Here is an 18,546-nt window from a genome sequence, read left to right as displayed (position 1 = left end):
CTCGAAGGTTTTAAAACCTTCGAGGTGTATTTTTTTTATACATTTTTGTAATATATTATATATTGTTAATACTAATTAAGAAAACAATTTTGAGTAGAGATTTTTATATAGTATCAATAGAGCCTCACATGGGCATTATCATTAAAATTTGTAGAGCTTACACAAATAGTCAACAAGAATTTGAAGATTACTATCAAGAAGTTTGTCTTCAAATATGGAAGAGTAAAGATTTGTTTAAAGAAAAATCTAAATGGTCTACTTGGGTTTATAGAATAACATTAAATGTTTGCTTAACGCATACTAAAAAAAAGTATAGAAAAGTAGAATTACAAACGGATGGTGTATATGATACCCAGAGCATAAACAACACAGCTTTTGCTGACGAATCATTAAACCTTTTGTATGATGCTATTAAGAAACTAAAAGAAACAGATAGGGCTTTGATTTTAATGTATTTAGAAGAGAAACCATATAAGGAAATTGCAGAAATTTTGGGAATAACTCCAAATAATATCTCCGTAAAAATATTAAGAATAAAACAACAATTAAAAGTATTATTAGATGGAAAAATCAATTGAAAATATTTGGGAAAATGGATTTAAAAATCCAAAAGATTTAAAAGTAGATAAAGCCTTTAATTATTATGAGAAGAAATCAAACCTTCTGATTGAAAAATTAGAACGCACTTACCAATTGGACAATAAAAGCTTACTTCCAATAGCAGTGGTATTGGGATTAGGACTTAGTATCTATGGACATATAATATTAGGGTTATATGTAATGGGGTTATTGATTACGCTATTTTTTTACAATAAAAAAACATTGCACTCCTTTGAGGATATTAAAATTAGTAATTCAAATTATGAATATTTAGTAAGTTATAGAAATACTATAAAAAGGACCATAAAATCAACAACTAGAGTTGTTGGATTAATATTTCCGTTACTTATATTACCAGGATATTGGTTGTTTTATAAAAACACAGCGTTTCATATAAGTTTTTTAGGTAAATTAACGAATATTCAATTGTTTATTATGGTGTTTGCTGCGGTTATAGTGTTTGGATTCTTATTCATATTTATTTATAGAGTATCAACTAAAGTTCTTTATGGTAATTATATGAACCAGCTTGATAATATGATTAAAGATTTAGAAGCGTTGATGTCTATTAAATAAAATTTTTCGTAAAGAAAGTAAATTACAGAAATAACATAATCTATGCAAATCAAACACACATTCAAAGCAATCATTAATTGGTCAATAAACGAAGGCGAAAGCACGAAAAATCCAAGAACCTTCAGTCGAAATCATGAAGTTTTCATTGACAACAAAGCAACACCATTGCATGTGTCTGCAGCAAAAACCTTTAGAGGTGACGATGCATTATACAATCCGGAAGATTTATTATTATCTGCTTTAACTTCCTGTCACATGATGTCTTATTTATACGTGTGTGCGCAACATAAAATTGAAGTATGAAGTTATTCAGATGCATCTGAAGGATTTCAGAGAACTATTTGTCATTCCTAGCAACTAGAAAAAAGCCTCAAAATTCCCGTTTTTTCATTTTCCAGAAATACTGCGAACCCTTATCTCTAAACCATTTCGTGATTTTAGAAAATACTTTTCTTATTAAAACACTAGAATAATGGGTTTTAAGGTTTATTTAATTATTTTTATGCCTTTATTTTTTAGAACTACATAGAACATAAAAAGAGAATAAACCGAATAAGCTAATCAATCTTAAAATAACCAAAATGAAAACAAAACTTCTTCTAATACTAGCAATAGTATTTTTATCTATTTCTCAAGCGCATGCTCAAGTGCCAATTAATGATGAGTGTGCTAATGCGCAGGAAATTATACTTACCACAACGGATGCAACATTAGTTGCAACAGAAACCACAATGGCAACACAAAGTCTTATTGCCAGCTGCGAGAATACAAGTCAAACGTGGTTGGATACTTGGTATTATTTTACAATGCCTGTAAATGGTAATGTAAGCATTACTTCAGCCGATTTTTATGACGTATTTACACTATATGCTAATTGTGCAGATAGCATGTTAGCGACTCCAGTTGAAATTAATTGTTCTAATGATGATACTTTTTATTACAACTTAATTGGGAACACTACACCTGCGTTATGCAAATCGTGATATTATGCGGAGCAAAAAGTTTTAATATTCAGGCTTTTGAAACGCAGCTAATGAGATTGCCAAATGCGATATTCCGTTACAACGCTAATGCAGACGTGCAAACGAAACCGGGCAACCCAAACCTTGTTGCAAGTTGTGAAGTGCTACCAAACCTTTAGATACTTGGTATCAATTTACAATGCCTGTTAATGGTAATGTAAGCATTACTTCAGCGATTATTTAGACTATTTACGCTTATGCTAATTGTCAGATACCATGTTAGCGACTCCGTGAAATTATTGTTCTAATAGATACTTTTTTTACAACTTAACCTGGAACAACGTAACCTTGCGTTATGCAAATCGTGATATCTATGCTGGAGCAAAAAGTTTTAATATTCAGGTTTTTGAAGCTGCAGCTAATGATGATTGCGCAAATGCGGAAGTAATAACCGTTACAACAGATGCAGCAACGAACGTTCAAACAGAAACAGGTGGTGCAACCCAAAGCCTTATTGCAAGTTGTGAAGATGCTAGCGCTACGTGGTTAGATGTGTGGTATCAATTTACCATGCCAGTAAATGGGAATATAAGAATCACTTCCGTAGATGGCTTCGATCAGTGTACGCTTTATGCTAATTGTGCAGATACCATGTTAGCAACTCCAGTTGAAATTGGTTGTTCTAGAGATGATACTTATTATCATGACTTAACTATGGGAACAACGTATACATTACGATATGCAAATCTGGTAAGTTTTGCAGGTGCAAAGAATTTTGATATTCAGGCTTTTGAAACAGTTGCTAATGACGATTGTTCAAATGCAGAAGTAATCGCCGTTACAACAGCTGCAGCAACGAACGTTCAAACAGAAACTGGTGGTGCTAATCAGAGCCTTATTGCAAGTTGTGAAGATGCTAACAATACTTGGTTAGATGTTTGGTATCAATTTACCATGCCAGTAAATGGGAATATAAGAATCACTTCCGTAGATGTCTTCGATCAATTTACGCTTTTCGCTAGTTGTGCAGATACCATGCTAGCAACTCCTATTGAAATTGGCTGTTCTAGAGATGATACTTATTATTATGATTTAATTATGGGTACAACGTATACCTTACGTTATGCAAATCTCCAAAGTTTTGCAGGGGTTAAGAATTTTGATATTCAAGCTTTTGAAGATATAGTTAATGACGATTGCGCAAATGCAGAAGTAATACAAGTTGCAAATATTGGTCTATGTTCAACAGAAAATGTAACAATAGACTCTAGAAGGGCTTCAATTACTACAAATATTGGTAGTTGTCAAAATGCGAGTCAAATTTGGTTAGATGCTTGGTATGCATTTGAAGCGCCTTTAACTGGGAATATTAATTTAAATTCAAGTTCAGGCTTTAATAATTTTGTTGTTTATGACTCTTGTGGAGGAACAGAAGTAGCTTGCTTTAATACTAGTGGTGTAATACCTGTTGTTTTCGGACAAACATATTTGCTACAAGTTATGCGTACAGATAGTGCTGCAAACTCATTTACTTTTTGTTTAGAAGGAGCACCAGAAGTCGCTCCAGGAACAGTTGGGTCTTGTGAAACGTTACCAGATGTTACCATTTCCACTTCTGAAAATAATTTAAACGAATGGTTGCCAATTATAGATGCTAATGGAAATATAGCCGCTGCAATACATGCTAATGGAAATGATTTAGGAGTAGTAACTACTACTTTGTTTGTGGATGCAGGAGATACAAGAACGACTTCTAACGGACATACATATTCTAGAAGAGAAGTTTCTATTTCACCTACCACGCAACCAACTACAAACGTTAGTATTCGTATTTATTCTTTAGAAGATGAAATCACAGATTTAATTACTGCAGATGCTAATTTAAACAGCTATTTTGGTTTAGAAATGATGCGTTTAGACGGTTCTGGTTGTACTGCAGGTTATACTGCGGGCGGAGATTTTTTTAATGCAACAACGGTACTTTATGGAGCAGATTATTATACTGGTTTTAATACCAATTCGTTTTCTGTGTTTTATCCAACGTCTACAAATTTAGACAGTACATTATCTATAGATACGATTAGCTCTGTGCAGGGGATTTCTGTTTATCCAACCATTTCTAGCGGAATAATTAATATTAAAGCTGAAGATAATTTAGGTAAAACAATGCTTTCCGTTTTAGATTTAAATGGAAGAGTAATTTTGTCTTCGGAAATTGATTTAGATGGAAATCCAGTACAAATTAACTTAGAAAGTACTAGTAAAGGATTATACTTTTTAAAATTAGAGAACAACGGAAACATTAAAACTCAGAAAATAATTTTGAAATAAATTTAAAGTTTGTATTTCTAGTTTTGGGATCTTAAAAAAGTGCTTTTTTATGCATAACAAAACAAAGCATCTCCATAAATAATATCAAAACAAAAAAGCGTTTCAATCTGAAACGCTTTTTTTATATTCAATAAAAAAAATATGTCTATCAAACACACTTTTAAAGCAACCGTAAATTGGACAATAAACGAAGGCGAAAGCACGAAAAATCCAAGAACCTTCAGTCGAAATCATGAAGTTTTCATTGACAACAAAGCAACACCATTGCATGTGTCTGCAGCAAAAACCTTTAGAGGTGACGATGCATTATACAATCCAGAAGATTTATTATTATCTGCTTTAACTTCCTGTCACATGATGTCTTATTTATACGTGTGTGCGCAAAATAATATAGAAGTGTTAAGCTATAGCGATCATGCAGAAGGAGATTTAGAAGTTGCAGCTTCAGGAAGTGGTAGTTTTAAAACGGTACGATTAAAACCAGTAGTAACCATAAAAAATGCTAATCAAAAAGCATTGGCTTTAGGTTTGCACGAAAAGGCAAATAGTTTATGCTTTATAGCTAATTCGTGTAATTTTCCAATTGCTCATGAGGCGACTATAGTGGTTCAATAATAAGTTTGAAAAAATAATTCAAATGTTTTGCATCTTTTTTAATGGTATCACGTCTATTATATGAACATAAAAATTAGATATCATGAAAAATAAAGAATGTACTTGTAACTGTGATGGTTGCTCTAAAGGAAATTGCCAAAACTGTACTTGCGAAAACTGTACCTGTACAAGTTGTAACTGTTAAGCAATACTTAAAGACAGTAATAACAACGCTAATCTTAGTAACTTTGTACTAAGATTAGCGTTATTTTAATAGATGGTTATGGATACTCAAGACATTTGGAAATTACATGCAGACGATATTAAATATTTTATTCTTAGTAAAGTCAAAGATGCCGCTGTTGCTGAAGATTTACTCCAGGAAACTTTCATAAAAGTACACACCAAACTAAATACGTTAAAAGACGAAGACAAATTGAAGTCTTGGTTATTCGCTATAGCAAGGTATACTGTTTTAGACTATTTTAGAAGTAAAAAAGTGGTGTATGAAACCACCGACGAAGATTTTATTTTTGAAGAACAAAAACTAGAACATACCGAAGCCGATTGCTTACATGGTATCATTAAAAGCTTGCCTAAAAAGTATAGAGATCCATTGTTTTTAAGCGATATAAAAGGTGTCAAACAACAACAAATAGCAGAACAATTGCACCTACCATTACCTACCATAAAATCTCAGATACAACGTGGTCGAAAAATGATTGCACAAGGTTTTGTAGACTGTTGCGACTTTGTAATAAATGAAGAAGGTTTTTTAGTTGGAGAAATCAAAGACAAAGCAGACTGTAAAATGTGTCATTAATACGTACCTTTGTGCAGAATTAAGACGATTTATTTCGTTTTACAACTTACAAATTTACGTAGCATGTCCTTTAAAAAATTAAATCCAGTATTAAAAGAAGCCTTAGAAACTCTTAATTATGAGGCACCTTTACCTTTTCAGAAAGAAATATTACCAAAGATAAAAGGAGGAGCAAATGTATATGGATTAGCTCCAAAAGGTTCTGGGAAAACGACAGCTTTAATCATTGCAATCATTCATAAATTAAAAGCAGAAGCCTTTGAAGATTCTCCTAGAGCATTAGTTATTGTAAAAGACAAGCAAGCCGCTTTAGACTTAAAAGAAGAGTTTGAAAAGTATACTAGATACATGGATTTAAGAATCTATGCAGCTTATGATGAGCAAACTTTAGACCAACAACGCGAGGAAATTTATTACGGAGTAGATGTTTTAATCTCCACACCAAAACGTTTAAACAAGCTTTACTTTATGAATAGTGTGCATTTAGGACAACTTAAATTGTTGGCTTTAGATGATGCCGAGTTTTTAATACGTAATAACTACCATAACGATGTTTTACGTGTTACCGAAAGTTTAGCGAAATGTCAATATGTGCTTTTAGCAGAAAAAATGCATCCTAAATATGAGCGTCTTCAAGATACAATTATGTACAATGCACATATAGTAGAAGGGAAATAATTACAGCGTATGCATCCAGGTGTTTTGTAATTTTTTGAATACTTTAAGTTCTTTTCTTAAAATAGGAATATACTCCTTACCATTACTATTGCATTTTTCTAAACGCTTACAATGGCTATACAGTCTATTGGTAAGTTGTCTTACAGATGCAATATGTTTGTGCTTTTTATCTGAAAAACGTTCCATTTCTGCCTTAATAATTTCAGGAGCAAGAGAAATAGAATGCTGTACAATATCACCAGAAAAGTAAATGTGTGCATCTTCGGAACCATCTTCTTTTAAGTATGCTAAATCCTGATTTAGATACGTAGAAATATTTCTAGACAACAGAAAAATAACCAAGGCTTGCTTGTATATTGGTAAGGCTGAAAGATGTGATGGTATATGCGCTAACATGATAATTTTTCGATTTCCATCAAATTTAGGCACAAGATCGCACTAAATACTTTCGTTTTTAAAGTAAAACCTTATATTTACTTTAAGTATTAAAATATTTTAACTTAAAACTTTAAAAATGAGCTTAGATAATCTGAATTGGAAGATTTTGAAGTGTTTGCAAGAAAATTCGCGACAATCAAATGCTGCAATTGGTAGGCAAGTGGGTATTACTTCACCAGCTGTTTCCGAGCGTATTAAGAAGATGGAAGATTTGGGGATTATTCAAAACCATATAACCTTAATTTCTCCTTTTGAGGTTGGTTACCAACTTAAAGCTCTAATTACTTTACATGCTTTTATGGGAAAACTAAAGCCGTTTCTTGAGAAAGTGAAAACCTTTGATGAGGTTATTAATTGTTACCGAATTACGGGTGACGAAAACATTGTCATGGAAGTGATTTTAAAAAATCAGAAACATTTAGAAACATTTATCGACCAACTTATTGTGTATGGCGAAAGTAAAACGCAAATCATTTTATCGCACGTAGTGAAGAATAATGCTATTAATAAGATTTAAATTGGGTAAGGAGTATTTAAATCTTATTAATAACTTGTTTTAAATTTATTGTTCACTTTTTTTATTCTTCATATATACCTTTAAAAATAGGAATAGAAAAGCACAAATACTTCCTAGTATTGCCATGATATACCAGGTGTTATTAAAGCCAAATCCATCTGCAAGTTGCATTCCTGCATTATGCCCGAAAATATGTGCTATAGAAAAAGCGATGGAGTAAAGGGCCATATATTCTCCTTGATTTCCTTTTTTTGCACGTTGCATGGCAAAGGCATTAGAAAACGGAAAAGCAATCATTTCTCCAACGGTCATTAAAAACATTCCTATAATTAATATTCCAGTCCAAGTAGTTAGGTTTAAAACCAAAAAACTAAGCGCAGTTAATGCAACTCCAAAAAGCATTAAACCCGTTTTGGTGTATTTGGAATTTTCTAACCATTTAATTAAAGGCATTTCTAATAAAAAAATAAAAAAACCATTTGCCCCTAAAAGCAATCCTATTTGTAATTCGCTTAATAAGTGCTTTTCTCTGTAATAAATTGGCATGGTAGAAAAGTATTGCAGAAAAATAAAACCAAACAAAAACATAGCAATTAGAAAAATTAAAAAGGACTTGTCTTTATATGCCGATTCTGGATTTTCTACAATGATATTATCCTGGATTTTAGCTTTTTTAGGATTTAAAACTAAAAACAAAACCAAGGTTGCTAGAATACAAGTAATACCATCTACCCAAAATAAACCACTATAGCTCATTTTTGTTATTATAAGTCCGCCAACAGCTGGTCCTGCAGAGAAACCAAGGTTTATAGCAAGACGAATTAGGGTTACACTTCTTGTTTTGTTTTCGGGTTTACTATACGCACTTAAGGCAACAAACATGGCAGGACGAAACATATCTGCAACTAACATTACTAGAAATATACCAACACATAAAGTAACAAAAGTGTTTAAAAACTGAAGCGCTACAAATAGTATTCCCGTTAATAATAAACTTCTAACCATTACTTTGTAATAGCCAATTTTGTCTGTTAATTTTCCACCTAACCAAGATCCTGCAACAGAACCTAATCCAAATGCAGACATGATCCATCCTACATCTGTAAGCGTGAATTTTAAATCTTCTATAAGGTATAAAGAGAGAAACGGAATCACCATAGTTCCCGCTCTATTAATTAAAGTGATAAGCGCAAGCCACCAAACTTCTGTAGAGAGCCCTTTAAATGTATCTATGTAATTATGTAATAGTTTTTTCATGTTGGTTGGTTTAGTCGTTTCTTGGTTTATTTCATTTGCAAAAAGTTTACTTCGTTAATAGACCTAAAATAAAAAAGTCCAACTACGAAGTTGGACTTTTAATATGGTATTAATTGATATTTACATCATCATAATATATAAGAAGTCCAACCTGTATCTCTACAAGAGGTATATTGTTTATAATTTGTAATGACTAAATTCATTTTATTTATATTTTGATGATTCAAAGCTAAACAAAATAATTAGAAGTTGTATTTTTAAGCCGAAAAATATTACCATGAAAAAATTATTCTATCTATTGCTATTGACATCAGTCTTAAGTTGTGCACAAGAAAAACAACCTTTATTAGGTGATACCGATTGGCAACGAGAACAGAATGCAGATTTTAAAGATGCTTCTAAATCGCCCTTAAAAGCTAAAGACAGAAAGACGTTTAGAACATTAGATTTTTATAAATTCGATGCTAATTTTGTGGTAACTGCTACTTTAGAAAGAACACCAGATTCGGAATGGTTTAAAATGAAAACCACTACAGATCGTGTTTCTAAAGAACGCGTTTATGGCGTTTTATCTTTTCAGCTAAACGGAAATTCCTATCGTTTGGATGTTTATCAAGGGCAAGATTTAATGCAGAAAGAAGGTTTTGAAGACTATTTATTTCTTCCGTTTATAGATAATACGAATGGAGATACTACCTATGGTGGCGGACGATATATTGATTTGCGCATTCCGGAAGGAGATACTTTAACGCTTGATTTTAATCAGGCATACAATCCGTTTTGTGCGTATAATGAAAAGTTTTCTTGTCCGATTGTACCAAGAAATAATTATGTAGATGAAAGCATTGAAGCAGGAGTGAAGGCTTTTGTGAAGTAGTTTTCAGTCTCAGTCTTCTGTTTTACTTTGCTAAAAACATTCCTAAAAAGACAGCTAGAAATCCTAAAACAAAACTTGCAATCGTGTATATGGCAAAACTGGTGAAGTCTCCAGATTTTAAAAATAGATGGTTTTCATAAGCAAAGGTGGAGAAGGTGGTGAAACCGCCACAAAAACCAGTTGCTAATAATACCGTTTGGTTAGAAGAAAGACTATTGTTTTTAAGTGCATAGCCAAGAATGAATCCTATAAGTAAACTTCCTAAAATATTCGCTAAAAAGGTTCCGTAAGGGATTCCGTTTTCACTATTGTTTAAATATTTCCCAATAATATAACGCAATACACTACCAAAACCACCACCAACAAATACGAGTAATAAATTCTTCATATTACAAATATACTATCTATTAAATTACAATAGAATTAATTTTTAAAACATGTTAACCTTTTTAGTTTTTGAGTATTAAAATTTGAATTTCATGAATTCATTCTCCTTAATACACTGGTTTAGCCTAAAGGCGTAATCCGAAAAGCCTCAAAATAGAGTAGGTATATCTTAAATTAAAAAAATCATGGAAAAATTAAGCGAAAAGCAACTCTTAGTTGCTAGACAAGAATTTAAGCCTTATTTAGCATCTGGAAGTAAAGCACTTTCAAAATTAAAGCTAAAAACACCTTTGAGTGCTTTTAACCAAAAGTTAAACACCACTTTTGAATCGTTGGGATGTGTAGGTTATAATTCGGAAAAAAAACAATTAACAGCAGTAGTAAATATTAAAATGACATCAGGGTATTCTGGTGATTTATGCACAAATGGATCCCATGAATATGTGCGATTTTATATAGACTATAAAGATGGTGATGGTTGGGAAGATATGGGAGTTGTGGGTTTAAATGTGCATGACATTCCAACTAAAAAAGATTGTCAGGGAGATACTGAAAAACCAATAAGTTATGTGGTTCGATTAGATATTAATCCGAAAAAGAAATTTTGTACCGTTGCAAATTTACCAACGGTAAGAGCAGTGCTTGCTTGGAATACTATTCCAGAACCGAATGATCCAAATTTAACAAAAGGAACTTATGTTTGGAGTGATAAAAAGGATGCACAAATTCAAATAGAGCCATTACAATTTTTTATGCCAAACTTCCCCGTTTTAGAGATTGATGATTTATTACATACTGCTATCTTAAATCCAAATTTATCTTTAAATACTATTGCTTTTGATAAACCGGAACAAATTGCTGCATTACAGAAAACAAAACAATCTATAATTCCAAAAGACTTACAATTTAATGAGCTTGTAAGTTTATATGCAAAAGATAAAATTGAACCACATAGATTTGGTTACCAATTGCTTCATCAGATTCAGAACACGGCATTTACAAATAATATTAGTGATATTTCAAGCGTATTTGAAGGGAATAATATTTCATTATCCGACAGTTTAATGCATTTAAATGCCCTGAATTGTAATACCAATTATGAAGAACTTATTGGTGTTGGTGCAGATTATAATCGAGAGGCTTTGGTAGGAACAATTAAAGTGAAAAAATCTTCAGGTTATAGCGGAAGCCTTTGTAGTAGCGGAAGTAAAGAATATGTATCTTTTTGGGTACAAACGGAAGAGAATTGTAATTGGGTGCATGCAGGAACATCTTCTGTTACTGTGCATGATATTAATAATATGCCTAGTGAAGGTTTATTTTATTCTGTAGTACTACCTTATAAGTTTACGGATTTAAAAAAGAATTGTGATACACCACAAGTTTTAAAAGTGCGCGCTGTATTGTCATGGAATGTTCCGCCTAGCGATATGAATTGCGCAAATTGGGGAAATGTGGTAGAATCTTACATACAATTAAAACCTAAAGATACATGGCATGGTATTGGTCCAAAACTAACAGTTATTGGAGGAGTAAGAGTGGAAGATATTGGTACGGATGGTTTAACTAAAGCGGGAACTTTCTTTGATTATTATGATACTCCTGTACCTTATGATAAGTGTGCTTTTGCTAGATTAATACTGGTAGAGGCTAAAACAAATGCATTTCTTGGTCAGAAATATAAAATAAGAATAGATAATCTTACTACTGGAGAAAGTAGTTATTTAAACAAATCATTTAAATTAGATGATAATTCAGAATCTACAGCTAATGGAGATAATGAGTATACATATTATGGGGATGCTACTAACAATGAAAATAATATTGTTGCAAGATTTTCACCAGGAAATGATGATTTGTTACGAATTACATTAGAGCATTTAGATGGTTCTACACCAGATAGTCAAGTCATTCAAATGGATAATACCATTCCAAATATCACTCTAGATATTGATAATTATGGGGAATGTTCTCACTTTATAAAAGGAAGTGCTATTTCAGGAAAATTTTCTGTTACTGAGACGCATTTAGAAGATTATCAATTGCGTACTACTTTAACCAATAGTGGGAATCATCTTATTGCTAATGGAACTCTTTCAACCATTGGAGATGTAGACTTTACTACAGAGACTTCTGAAACTAAAAACTGTGGAGAAATAACGTTATCAGCAAAACATAGAGTTATTTTGGATAGTAAGAGAATATATCCAGCAGTTAGTGTTAGAAGAATTGTTTGTCTAAAAGACATGCATTAAAAGTTTATTATTCATTTAAAAAAGGAAAAGCAGCTCGACTAGAGCTGCTTTTTTAATTACGAATTAGATATGCTGTATTATTTCACAGGATAGTAAATATCTGTTTGTATTTCTTCCGGTTTAACCGTTGTTGGATCATTAACATACAATTCCCAAACCGATACGCCTCGCATTTCTAGTTTCTTGTCTTGCATGTATGCACCAATAGCCATATGTGCTTGGTAATCGCCAGAACCATAATTACCATATTTGGCAATTTTAACCGCTTTTCCGGCAGATATATTAAAAGCTGTCATTCCTGGAGCAGGAGCTAATTCTTTTTTTAATAATAGGCCAATATAGAATTCTGCTTCTTTCGTTTCTTCATCCCATTTGGTGTAATAGGTACCTGGAATATAATCTTCTTGGGCTAATTTATCTGCAACATAAGCTCCAGCTTTTGGCATGAATTCCATAAAAAGTTTGGTCATTTCTTCTGGAGGTAAATCCGTTGAAGTCTTTTGTATATACCCTATAAATTTTTGAGAAGGTAAGGTTAGTTCCACAACATCACCTAGTTTATAATCTGCTTTCGGCATTTTTTCATAAGCTTCGGTTACCACAGCATCTAGTTTGTTAAGTCCTTTGTCGAACATGATACCAAGGTTTTTTTCCATACCTCCTTGAACAGCAGCAAAGGCTTTAAACATAAAATTCATTTTGTCATGTTTCATTCCCCAAGTTACTTCTGTACCATCTTCCACTTCCTGAAATTGCCAATACACATGATTAGGTTCCATACCCCCAAAAGAAATTTTTTGATCTATAGATGTATTAGGCGTTACAGCTACAGTTTCCATATAACCTGGTCCTTCAGCACCTTCCCAAGAATAATTAGCTCCTACACCAGAAGTTTTTTCAGGATATGTAATGGTCATAGTTGGGTCTTCAGCTTTCCACGGTCCCCAGTTTTCCCAGTTTTTAAAGTCGTTAATTTGATTGAAAACCATAGTTACTGGCGCTTTAATTAATTTGGTTCGTTTTACATCATAGCTATTTGGCTGTACAGCTACAAAAATGGAAAAACCAACAATTAAAATCAGTAATAGAAATAGGACGTACTTCAAAGTTTTCATTTTCTAAATTTTAGTGTGTTAACAAATATAGTGAATAAAAAAAAACACTAAATTTGAAATTGAATAAAATCAATAATAATATTAATATGAAATTAAAATCTATTGTAAGCTTAACTTTACTTGCATTGGTAATGCTAGCGTGTAAAAAGGATAAAGCAGAAACTGAAGTAGTTAAAGATGAAGGTGTTGCATTTAACTATAATGTAGAACAGTTTGCAGACATTAAAGTACTACGTTATCAAATTCCAGGATGGGAAAATTTAACACTTAAAGAACAAAAACTGGTTTATTATCTAACACAAGCTGGATTGGCTGGTCGTGATATTAGTTGGGATCAGAATTATAGACATAATTTGAAGATTAGAAAAGCTTTAGAATCTGTTTATACAAATTATAAAGGAGATAAGAAGGTTGCAAACTGGGCGAATTTTGAAACGTATTTAAAACGCGTTTGGTTTTCTAATGGAATTCATCATCATTATTCTAATGATAAAATTAAACCAGAATTTTCATCCGATTATTTAGCGCAACTTTTAAAGGAAACGAACACTAGTTTAGAAGGGGAAGCTTTTGATGTTATCTTTAATGATAAAGATGCTAAAAAAGTAAACTTAACTAAAGATGTGGATAATGTATTTTTATCTGCAGTTAATTTTTATGGGCCAGATGTTACTACTGCAGAGGTAGAAGCTTTTTACAAAAAGAAAACATCTCCAAATGCAAAAAAGCCTTTATCCTTTGGTTTAAATTCTCAATTGGTTAAGGAAAAAGGCGTTTTAAAAGAACGTGTTTATAAATCTGGAGGCCTTTATGGTGCTGCAATAGATCAAATAATTACTTGGTTAGAAAAAGCACAAAGTGTAGCCGAAAATAAGGCGCAAGGTGATGCTCTTGGTTTATTAATTCAATATTATAAAACAGGAGATCTTCAAACTTGGGATGATTATAACGTTACTTGGACGGCAGCAACCGAAGGAAATATAGATTATATAAACAGTTTTATTGAAGTATATAATGATCCATTAGGATATACTGGATCTTATGAAACAATTGTACAGATTAAAGATTTTGATATGTCTGAGAAGATGGCTGTTTTATCTGAAAATGCACAATGGTTTGAAGATAATTCTCCTTTAATGGATGCGCATAAAAAAGACAGTGTTGTAGGTGTAACTTACAAAGTTGTTAATGTCGCAGGAGAAGCAGGAGACGCTTCGCCAAGTACACCAATTGGTGTGAATTTACCAAATGCAAACTGGATTCGTGCTGCTGTTGGTAGTAAATCGGTATCCTTAGGAAACATTATTAATGCATACAATAATGCTGGTAGTAATGGTCGTTTAAAAGAATTTGTTCATGATGAAGAAGAGCTTAAATTAGAAGAAGAATTTGGTCAGAAAGCAGATAAATTACATACCGCATTACATGAAGTGATTGGTCATGCTTCCGGACAATTAAATCCTGGGGTTGGTGAAACGAAAGAAACACTTAAAAAATATGCATCTACTTTAGAAGAAGGTCGTGCAGATTTAGTTGGGTTGTATTATTTATATAATCCAAAGTTACAGGAGTTAGGTTTGGTGGATGATTGGAAGTCTGTAGGAAAAGCAGCCTATGATGGTTACATTAGAAATGGATTAATGACGCAATTAATTAGATTACAATTAGGAGATGATGTAGAAGAAGCACACATGGTTAATAGACAATGGGTTTCTGCTTGGGCTTTTGAAAAAGGCTTAAAAGATAATGTTATTGAAAAAGTAACACGTGATGGAAAAACCTATTTCAATATTAATGATTACGAAAAGCTTCATGCTTTGTTTGGTGAATTATTACGCGAAACACAACGTATTAAATCGGAAGGAGATTACAAAGCTGTAGAAGATTTAGTAGAAGGTTATGGTGTGAAAGTAGATCCAGCAATTCATGCTGAAGTTTTAGAACGTAACAAACAATTTACATCTGCTCCTTATAGTGGTTTTGTAAATCCGGTATTAGTTCCAGAAACAAATGACGCGGGAGAAATTACTGGAGTAAAAGTTATTCAACCAGGAACTTTCTCTGGTCAAATGTTAAACTATAGTAGAGATTATAATTTTTTACCAGAAGTGAATTAAAAAGTTATTTCAAGCTTTATATTAAAAACAGAACCTAAATTTATTTTAGGTTCTGTTTTTTGTTTTAATATTCTTTTTGGAAGGAATAAAACCTATTTATTAATACTAAATTTTAGTAAAATAAAATTAAAAATAAGAAGAATAAAAAGTATAGTTATTATTTGAAACATAATAGAAGTGTTTTGTTTCTTTAAATTTAAGGAATTATAGAAACGCATAAAATCCCCATTAAAGGGGATTTTATTAATTAGAAGGAATACGAATTTTCCCTAAAAAAGACTTACTGTTCTAATTAGTTTTTAATCATTCGTTTGGTGTAATATCTATCTTCTACTTTAAATCGGATTAAATACATGCCAACTTCTAATTTTGAAACATCTATTTTAGAAGTTGCTCCTTGGGTTTGCATGATTTTTTTACCATTTAAATCGAATATTACCATTTCGTTTATTTGCATATTTGTGGAAATATTTAAAATACCTTCTGTTGGAACTGGGAAAATCTTAATTTGATTTTTAGTTAGACTTTCTTCTTCAATACCCAAAGTACTATCCATTACTGTTACTGTAATTATGGTAGAAGTTGCATTACCAAAACCATCTGTAATTGTTAAAGTTACTGGGTATTCTCCAGATGTTGTAAAAGTATCTGTGTCTATACTTAATACGAAAGTGCAATTGTCATAAGAACCATTATCTACATCCTCTGCTGTAATGGTAATCGAAGGATTTCCTTCTAAATCTATCGTGATATCTTGACCAGCTACCGTTGGATCTATAGTATCTTGCACTGTAATTACTGCCGTTGCAGCATCGCTATTATTACTAGCGTCATTAACGGTTAATGTAACGGTATTGGCTCCAATATCATCACAAGTAAAAGAAGAAATATCTAAGCTAGAACTCGCAATGCTACAATTGTCACTAGAATTATTATCTACCATATTTGGTGTAATACTCGCATTTCCACTTGCATCTAATTGCACGGTTATATTTTGTGTAATTGCTGTTGGATTAATACCGTCTTCCACTGTGACGATTGCAGTTGCGGTTCCCGTATTATTGCTTGAATCGGTTACCGAAAGCGTTACTGTATTTGTTCCTAAATCATCACAAGAAAAACTGGTGATATCTAAACTGCTACTTGCTATGGTGCAATTATCGGAAGAACCATTTTCTATTTGAGATTCTGAAATGTTAGCGTTTCCATTTGCATCTAGTTGTACGACGATATTTTGCGTAATAACCGTTGGGTTTACGGAGTCTTCTACCGTAATAATTGCAGTTTCGGTATCGCTATTATTGCTTTGGTCTGTAACCGTTAAGATAACGGTATTGTTTCCTAAGTTAGCACAAGTAAAAGCGGTAATATCTAAACTAAAACTGGCAACAGTACAATTGTCTGTGGAGTTGTTGTTTACCATGTTTGGCGTAATAACAGCATCCCCATTAACATCGAGTTGCACGGTAATATTTTGTGTAATAGCTGTTGGGTTTACGTTGTCTTCAATAGTAACAATAGCGGTTGTGCTATTACTGTTTCCGGAAGTATCTTCCACAGTAAATGTTACCGTATTTGCTCCTAAGTTGGCACAAGTAAAAGCAGTATTGTCTAAACTGCTACTTGCAATAGTACAATTATCTGTCGAACCATTTTCTATTTCCGAAGGCGTAATATTTGCTATCCCATTTGCATCTAATTGGATGGTGATATCTTGCGAAATTGCCACGGGATCTATACTATCTACAACAGTAATAGTTACATCTTGTGTGCTTACTTTATTTTCGGCATCTGTAGCTGTAATGGTTACCGTATTAGCACCAAGATTTGCACAGGTATAATCAAATTGTGTTTGATTTAATACTACCGAAACTAATTCGCAATCGTCAAAAGTACCATTATTAACATCATCGATGTCTATAGAAACTTGTCCGTTTGCATCTAGTTCTGCTGTAATATTTGGATGCACCATAATAGTAGGAGGTAGGTCATCATAAACATCTACATCCAATGCAATTTTGTATAGCGAATAATTACCATCTGCATTTTTTATACTTAACCAAATATCGTGTACATCACAGGTTACTAGATTGGTTGGTATTTCTACCAAGTATTCATCGGTATTTCCTGTTGGTGAAAGTGCAGCAGCTGTTCCTGTACCAAAGCCTAATTCGGCATCGTATAAAAATTCAGCTTCCGTTAATGCGGCAGGAACTTGGTTTTCTTCCGCTTCAAAAACATAAAATATTTTCTTTTCGTATAAACCCCAAGTGCCATTTAGATTTTGAACACGTAGGCCTAATTTATGAAACCCAGCATCTAATGTTCCTAAAGGAATTACAAAGTTTTGAGTGGTTTCACTCGGACTTCCAGAAATGGTTAATGCATTTCCGTTTCCAAATCCGGGATCAATATCAAACCAATATTCTGCTCCGGCAATATTAGAAATAGGATCGCTTCCTGCTATGTCTTCCGAAACATAAAAAACTTTGTTATCGTATAAACTCCAATTTCCAACTAGATTTTGTGTGCGAATTCCGATGGTATGAAAACCAACATCTAATGTTCCTAAGGGAATTGCGAAATTTTGTGAGGTCTCACTCGGACTACCAGAAATAGCTAATGCATTTCCGTTTCCATGCCCAGGATCTGTATCGAACCAATATTCTGCTGCTGAGATGTTAGAAACTGGGTCGCTTCCTGTTATAGCATCCGAAACATAAAAGGTTACATTGTGGTAAAATCCCCAAGTACCTAAATTATCTTGAGCTCTAAGGTTTAGTTTATGAAAGCCTTCGTTTAAACCTGTAATAGGAAAGTTTAAAGCTTGTGTAAGTTCACCAGTATTTGCGTTTGCAGTTACCAAATTACCATTACCTAAACCAGGGTCTGTACCAAAATAATATTCAAATTGTTGAATGTTTTGCGAGCTTACTGTGGCAAAACTAAAAAAGAATAGTAGTATACAACCTAATAGATAATGATTTGGCAAGCGCATATTTGTGTTTTGCGCTTTCAT

General features: G+C 32.7%; 16 protein-coding genes and 2 pseudogenes. 13 read left to right on the top strand and 5 right to left on the bottom strand.

Annotated features, from left to right (window positions below):
- Positions 1–89 precede the first annotated feature (89 nt).
- The 9 genes and pseudogenes from AMD28_RS17860 to AMD28_RS17825 all read left to right on the top strand — a co-directional run bounded on the left by AMD28_RS17860 (position 90) and on the right by AMD28_RS17825 (position 6,564).
- Positions 90–578 (top strand): RNA polymerase sigma factor, encoded by a 489-nt coding sequence (locus AMD28_RS17860; RefSeq protein ID WP_055445586.1) that lies wholly within the window; start codon positions 90–92, stop codon positions 576–578.
- On the top strand, positions 562–1,176 hold the full coding sequence (locus AMD28_RS17855; RefSeq protein ID WP_055445500.1) for a hypothetical protein: 615 nt from the start codon (positions 562–564) through the stop codon (positions 1,174–1,176). The genes AMD28_RS17860 and AMD28_RS17855 overlap by 17 nt, the downstream gene beginning before the upstream one ends.
- Positions 1,177–1,341: 165 nt before the next feature.
- A pseudogene (locus tag AMD28_RS19205) lies at positions 1,342–1,476 on the top strand (OsmC family protein); the annotation flags it as partial.
- A gap of 281 nt (positions 1,477–1,757) precedes the next feature.
- Positions 1,758–2,159 carry a hypothetical protein gene (locus AMD28_RS17845; RefSeq protein ID WP_055445498.1) on the top strand — a complete coding sequence of 134 codons (402 nt, stop codon included), beginning with the start codon at positions 1,758–1,760 and terminating at the stop codon, positions 2,157–2,159.
- A 154-nt stretch (positions 2,160–2,313) separates the two neighbouring features.
- A pseudogene (locus AMD28_RS19200) lies at positions 2,314–2,382 on the top strand (hypothetical protein); the annotation flags it as partial.
- A 104-nt stretch (positions 2,383–2,486) separates the two neighbouring features.
- Entirely contained in the window at positions 2,487–4,469 is a 1,983-nt protein-coding gene (locus AMD28_RS17840) for a T9SS type A sorting domain-containing protein (RefSeq protein WP_055445497.1), read from the top strand.
- Positions 4,470–4,610: 141 nt separating this feature from the next.
- A complete protein-coding gene (locus tag AMD28_RS17835; protein WP_055445496.1) occupies positions 4,611–5,084 on the top strand; it encodes an OsmC family protein in 474 nt (157 codons plus the stop codon).
- Positions 5,085–5,346: 262 nt separating this feature from the next.
- Positions 5,347–5,886: a sigma-70 family RNA polymerase sigma factor gene (locus AMD28_RS17830; RefSeq protein ID WP_055445585.1), complete on the top strand. Its 540-nt coding sequence runs from the start codon at positions 5,347–5,349 to the stop codon at positions 5,884–5,886.
- Between the two features lie 63 nt (positions 5,887–5,949).
- Positions 5,950–6,564 (top strand): DEAD/DEAH box helicase, encoded by a 615-nt coding sequence (locus tag AMD28_RS17825; protein WP_055445495.1) that lies wholly within the window; start codon positions 5,950–5,952, stop codon positions 6,562–6,564.
- Here AMD28_RS17825 and AMD28_RS17820 read toward each other — a convergent pair whose 3' ends face one another.
- Entirely contained in the window at positions 6,565–6,960 is a 396-nt protein-coding gene (locus AMD28_RS17820; RefSeq protein ID WP_055445494.1) for a hypothetical protein, read from the bottom strand.
- Positions 6,961–7,078: 118 nt separating this feature from the next.
- On the opposite strand from AMD28_RS17820, the gene AMD28_RS17815 reads away from it, so the two are divergent.
- Positions 7,079–7,519, top strand: coding sequence for an Lrp/AsnC family transcriptional regulator (locus tag AMD28_RS17815; protein WP_055445493.1), 441 nt, complete (start codon positions 7,079–7,081; stop codon positions 7,517–7,519).
- A 45-nt stretch (positions 7,520–7,564) separates the two neighbouring features.
- Here the strand turns inward: AMD28_RS17815 and AMD28_RS17810 are convergent, their stop codons facing one another.
- A complete protein-coding gene (locus AMD28_RS17810; RefSeq protein ID WP_055445492.1) occupies positions 7,565–8,776 on the bottom strand; it encodes an MDR family MFS transporter in 1,212 nt (403 codons plus the stop codon).
- A 277-nt stretch (positions 8,777–9,053) separates the two neighbouring features.
- On the opposite strand from AMD28_RS17810, the gene AMD28_RS17805 reads away from it, so the two are divergent.
- Positions 9,054–9,653, top strand: a complete 600-nt coding sequence (locus tag AMD28_RS17805; RefSeq protein ID WP_055445491.1) for a DUF1684 domain-containing protein — start codon at positions 9,054–9,056, stop codon at positions 9,651–9,653.
- A 22-nt stretch (positions 9,654–9,675) separates the two neighbouring features.
- On the opposite strand, the gene crcB is transcribed toward AMD28_RS17805, so the two are convergent.
- Positions 9,676–10,041, bottom strand: coding sequence for a fluoride efflux transporter CrcB (crcB, locus tag AMD28_RS17800; RefSeq protein ID WP_055445490.1), 366 nt, complete (start codon positions 10,039–10,041; stop codon positions 9,676–9,678).
- 184 nt (positions 10,042–10,225) lie between these two features.
- Here crcB and AMD28_RS17795 point away from each other — a divergent pair, with 184 nt between their 5' ends.
- The gene (locus tag AMD28_RS17795; protein ID WP_055445489.1) at positions 10,226–12,295 is read left to right on the top strand and encodes a hypothetical protein; all 2,070 of its coding nucleotides are present in this window, start codon (positions 10,226–10,228) and stop codon (positions 12,293–12,295) included.
- A 77-nt stretch (positions 12,296–12,372) separates the two neighbouring features.
- Here the strand turns inward: AMD28_RS17795 and AMD28_RS17790 are convergent, their stop codons facing one another.
- On the bottom strand, positions 12,373–13,410 hold the full coding sequence (locus tag AMD28_RS17790; protein ID WP_055445488.1) for an SRPBCC family protein: 1,038 nt from the start codon (positions 13,408–13,410) through the stop codon (positions 12,373–12,375).
- Between the two features lie 86 nt (positions 13,411–13,496).
- Between AMD28_RS17790 and AMD28_RS17785 the strand changes: the two genes are divergently transcribed.
- A complete protein-coding gene (locus tag AMD28_RS17785) occupies positions 13,497–15,527 on the top strand; it encodes a dipeptidyl-peptidase 3 family protein (protein ID WP_055445487.1) in 2,031 nt (676 codons plus the stop codon).
- A 292-nt stretch (positions 15,528–15,819) separates the two neighbouring features.
- Here the strand turns inward: AMD28_RS17785 and AMD28_RS17780 are convergent, their stop codons facing one another.
- A complete protein-coding gene (locus tag AMD28_RS17780) occupies positions 15,820–18,546 on the bottom strand; it encodes a T9SS type A sorting domain-containing protein (RefSeq protein WP_055445486.1) in 2,727 nt (908 codons plus the stop codon).

Origin of the sequence: Lacinutrix himadriensis (assembly GCF_001418105.1) — a bacterium.
Classification (GTDB): domain Bacteria; phylum Bacteroidota; class Bacteroidia; order Flavobacteriales; family Flavobacteriaceae; genus Oceanihabitans; species Oceanihabitans himadriense.
Note: the sequence above shows the minus strand (reverse complement) of the source record. Positions and strands in the feature narration are given on the sequence as shown.

Excerpts from the sequence above, each read along its gene's own strand:
- AMD28_RS17855 (WP_055445500.1), top strand. The coding sequence starts at position 562 with ATGGAAAAATCAATTGAAAATATTTGGGAAAATGGATTTAAAAATCCA.
- AMD28_RS17845 (WP_055445498.1), top strand. The coding sequence starts at position 1,758 with ATGAAAACAAAACTTCTTCTAATACTAGCAATAGTATTTTTATCTATT.
- AMD28_RS17835 (WP_055445496.1), top strand. The coding sequence starts at position 4,611 with ATGTCTATCAAACACACTTTTAAAGCAACCGTAAATTGGACAATAAAC.
- AMD28_RS17830 (WP_055445585.1), top strand. The coding sequence starts at position 5,347 with ATGGATACTCAAGACATTTGGAAATTACATGCAGACGATATTAAATAT.
- AMD28_RS17825 (WP_055445495.1), top strand. The coding sequence starts at position 5,950 with ATGTCCTTTAAAAAATTAAATCCAGTATTAAAAGAAGCCTTAGAAACT.
- AMD28_RS17820 (WP_055445494.1), bottom strand. The coding sequence starts at position 6,960 with ATGTTAGCGCATATACCATCACATCTTTCAGCCTTACCAATATACAAG.
- AMD28_RS17815 (WP_055445493.1), top strand. The coding sequence starts at position 7,079 with ATGAGCTTAGATAATCTGAATTGGAAGATTTTGAAGTGTTTGCAAGAA.
- AMD28_RS17810 (WP_055445492.1), bottom strand. The coding sequence starts at position 8,776 with ATGAAAAAACTATTACATAATTACATAGATACATTTAAAGGGCTCTCT.
- AMD28_RS17805 (WP_055445491.1), top strand. The coding sequence starts at position 9,054 with ATGAAAAAATTATTCTATCTATTGCTATTGACATCAGTCTTAAGTTGT.
- crcB (WP_055445490.1), bottom strand. The coding sequence starts at position 10,041 with ATGAAGAATTTATTACTCGTATTTGTTGGTGGTGGTTTTGGTAGTGTA.
- AMD28_RS17795 (WP_055445489.1), top strand. The coding sequence starts at position 10,226 with ATGGAAAAATTAAGCGAAAAGCAACTCTTAGTTGCTAGACAAGAATTT.
- AMD28_RS17790 (WP_055445488.1), bottom strand. The coding sequence starts at position 13,410 with ATGAAAACTTTGAAGTACGTCCTATTTCTATTACTGATTTTAATTGTT.
- AMD28_RS17785 (WP_055445487.1), top strand. The coding sequence starts at position 13,497 with ATGAAATTAAAATCTATTGTAAGCTTAACTTTACTTGCATTGGTAATG.
- AMD28_RS17780 (WP_055445486.1), bottom strand. The coding sequence starts at position 18,546 with ATGAAAGCGCAAAACACAAATATGCGCTTGCCAAATCATTATCTATTA.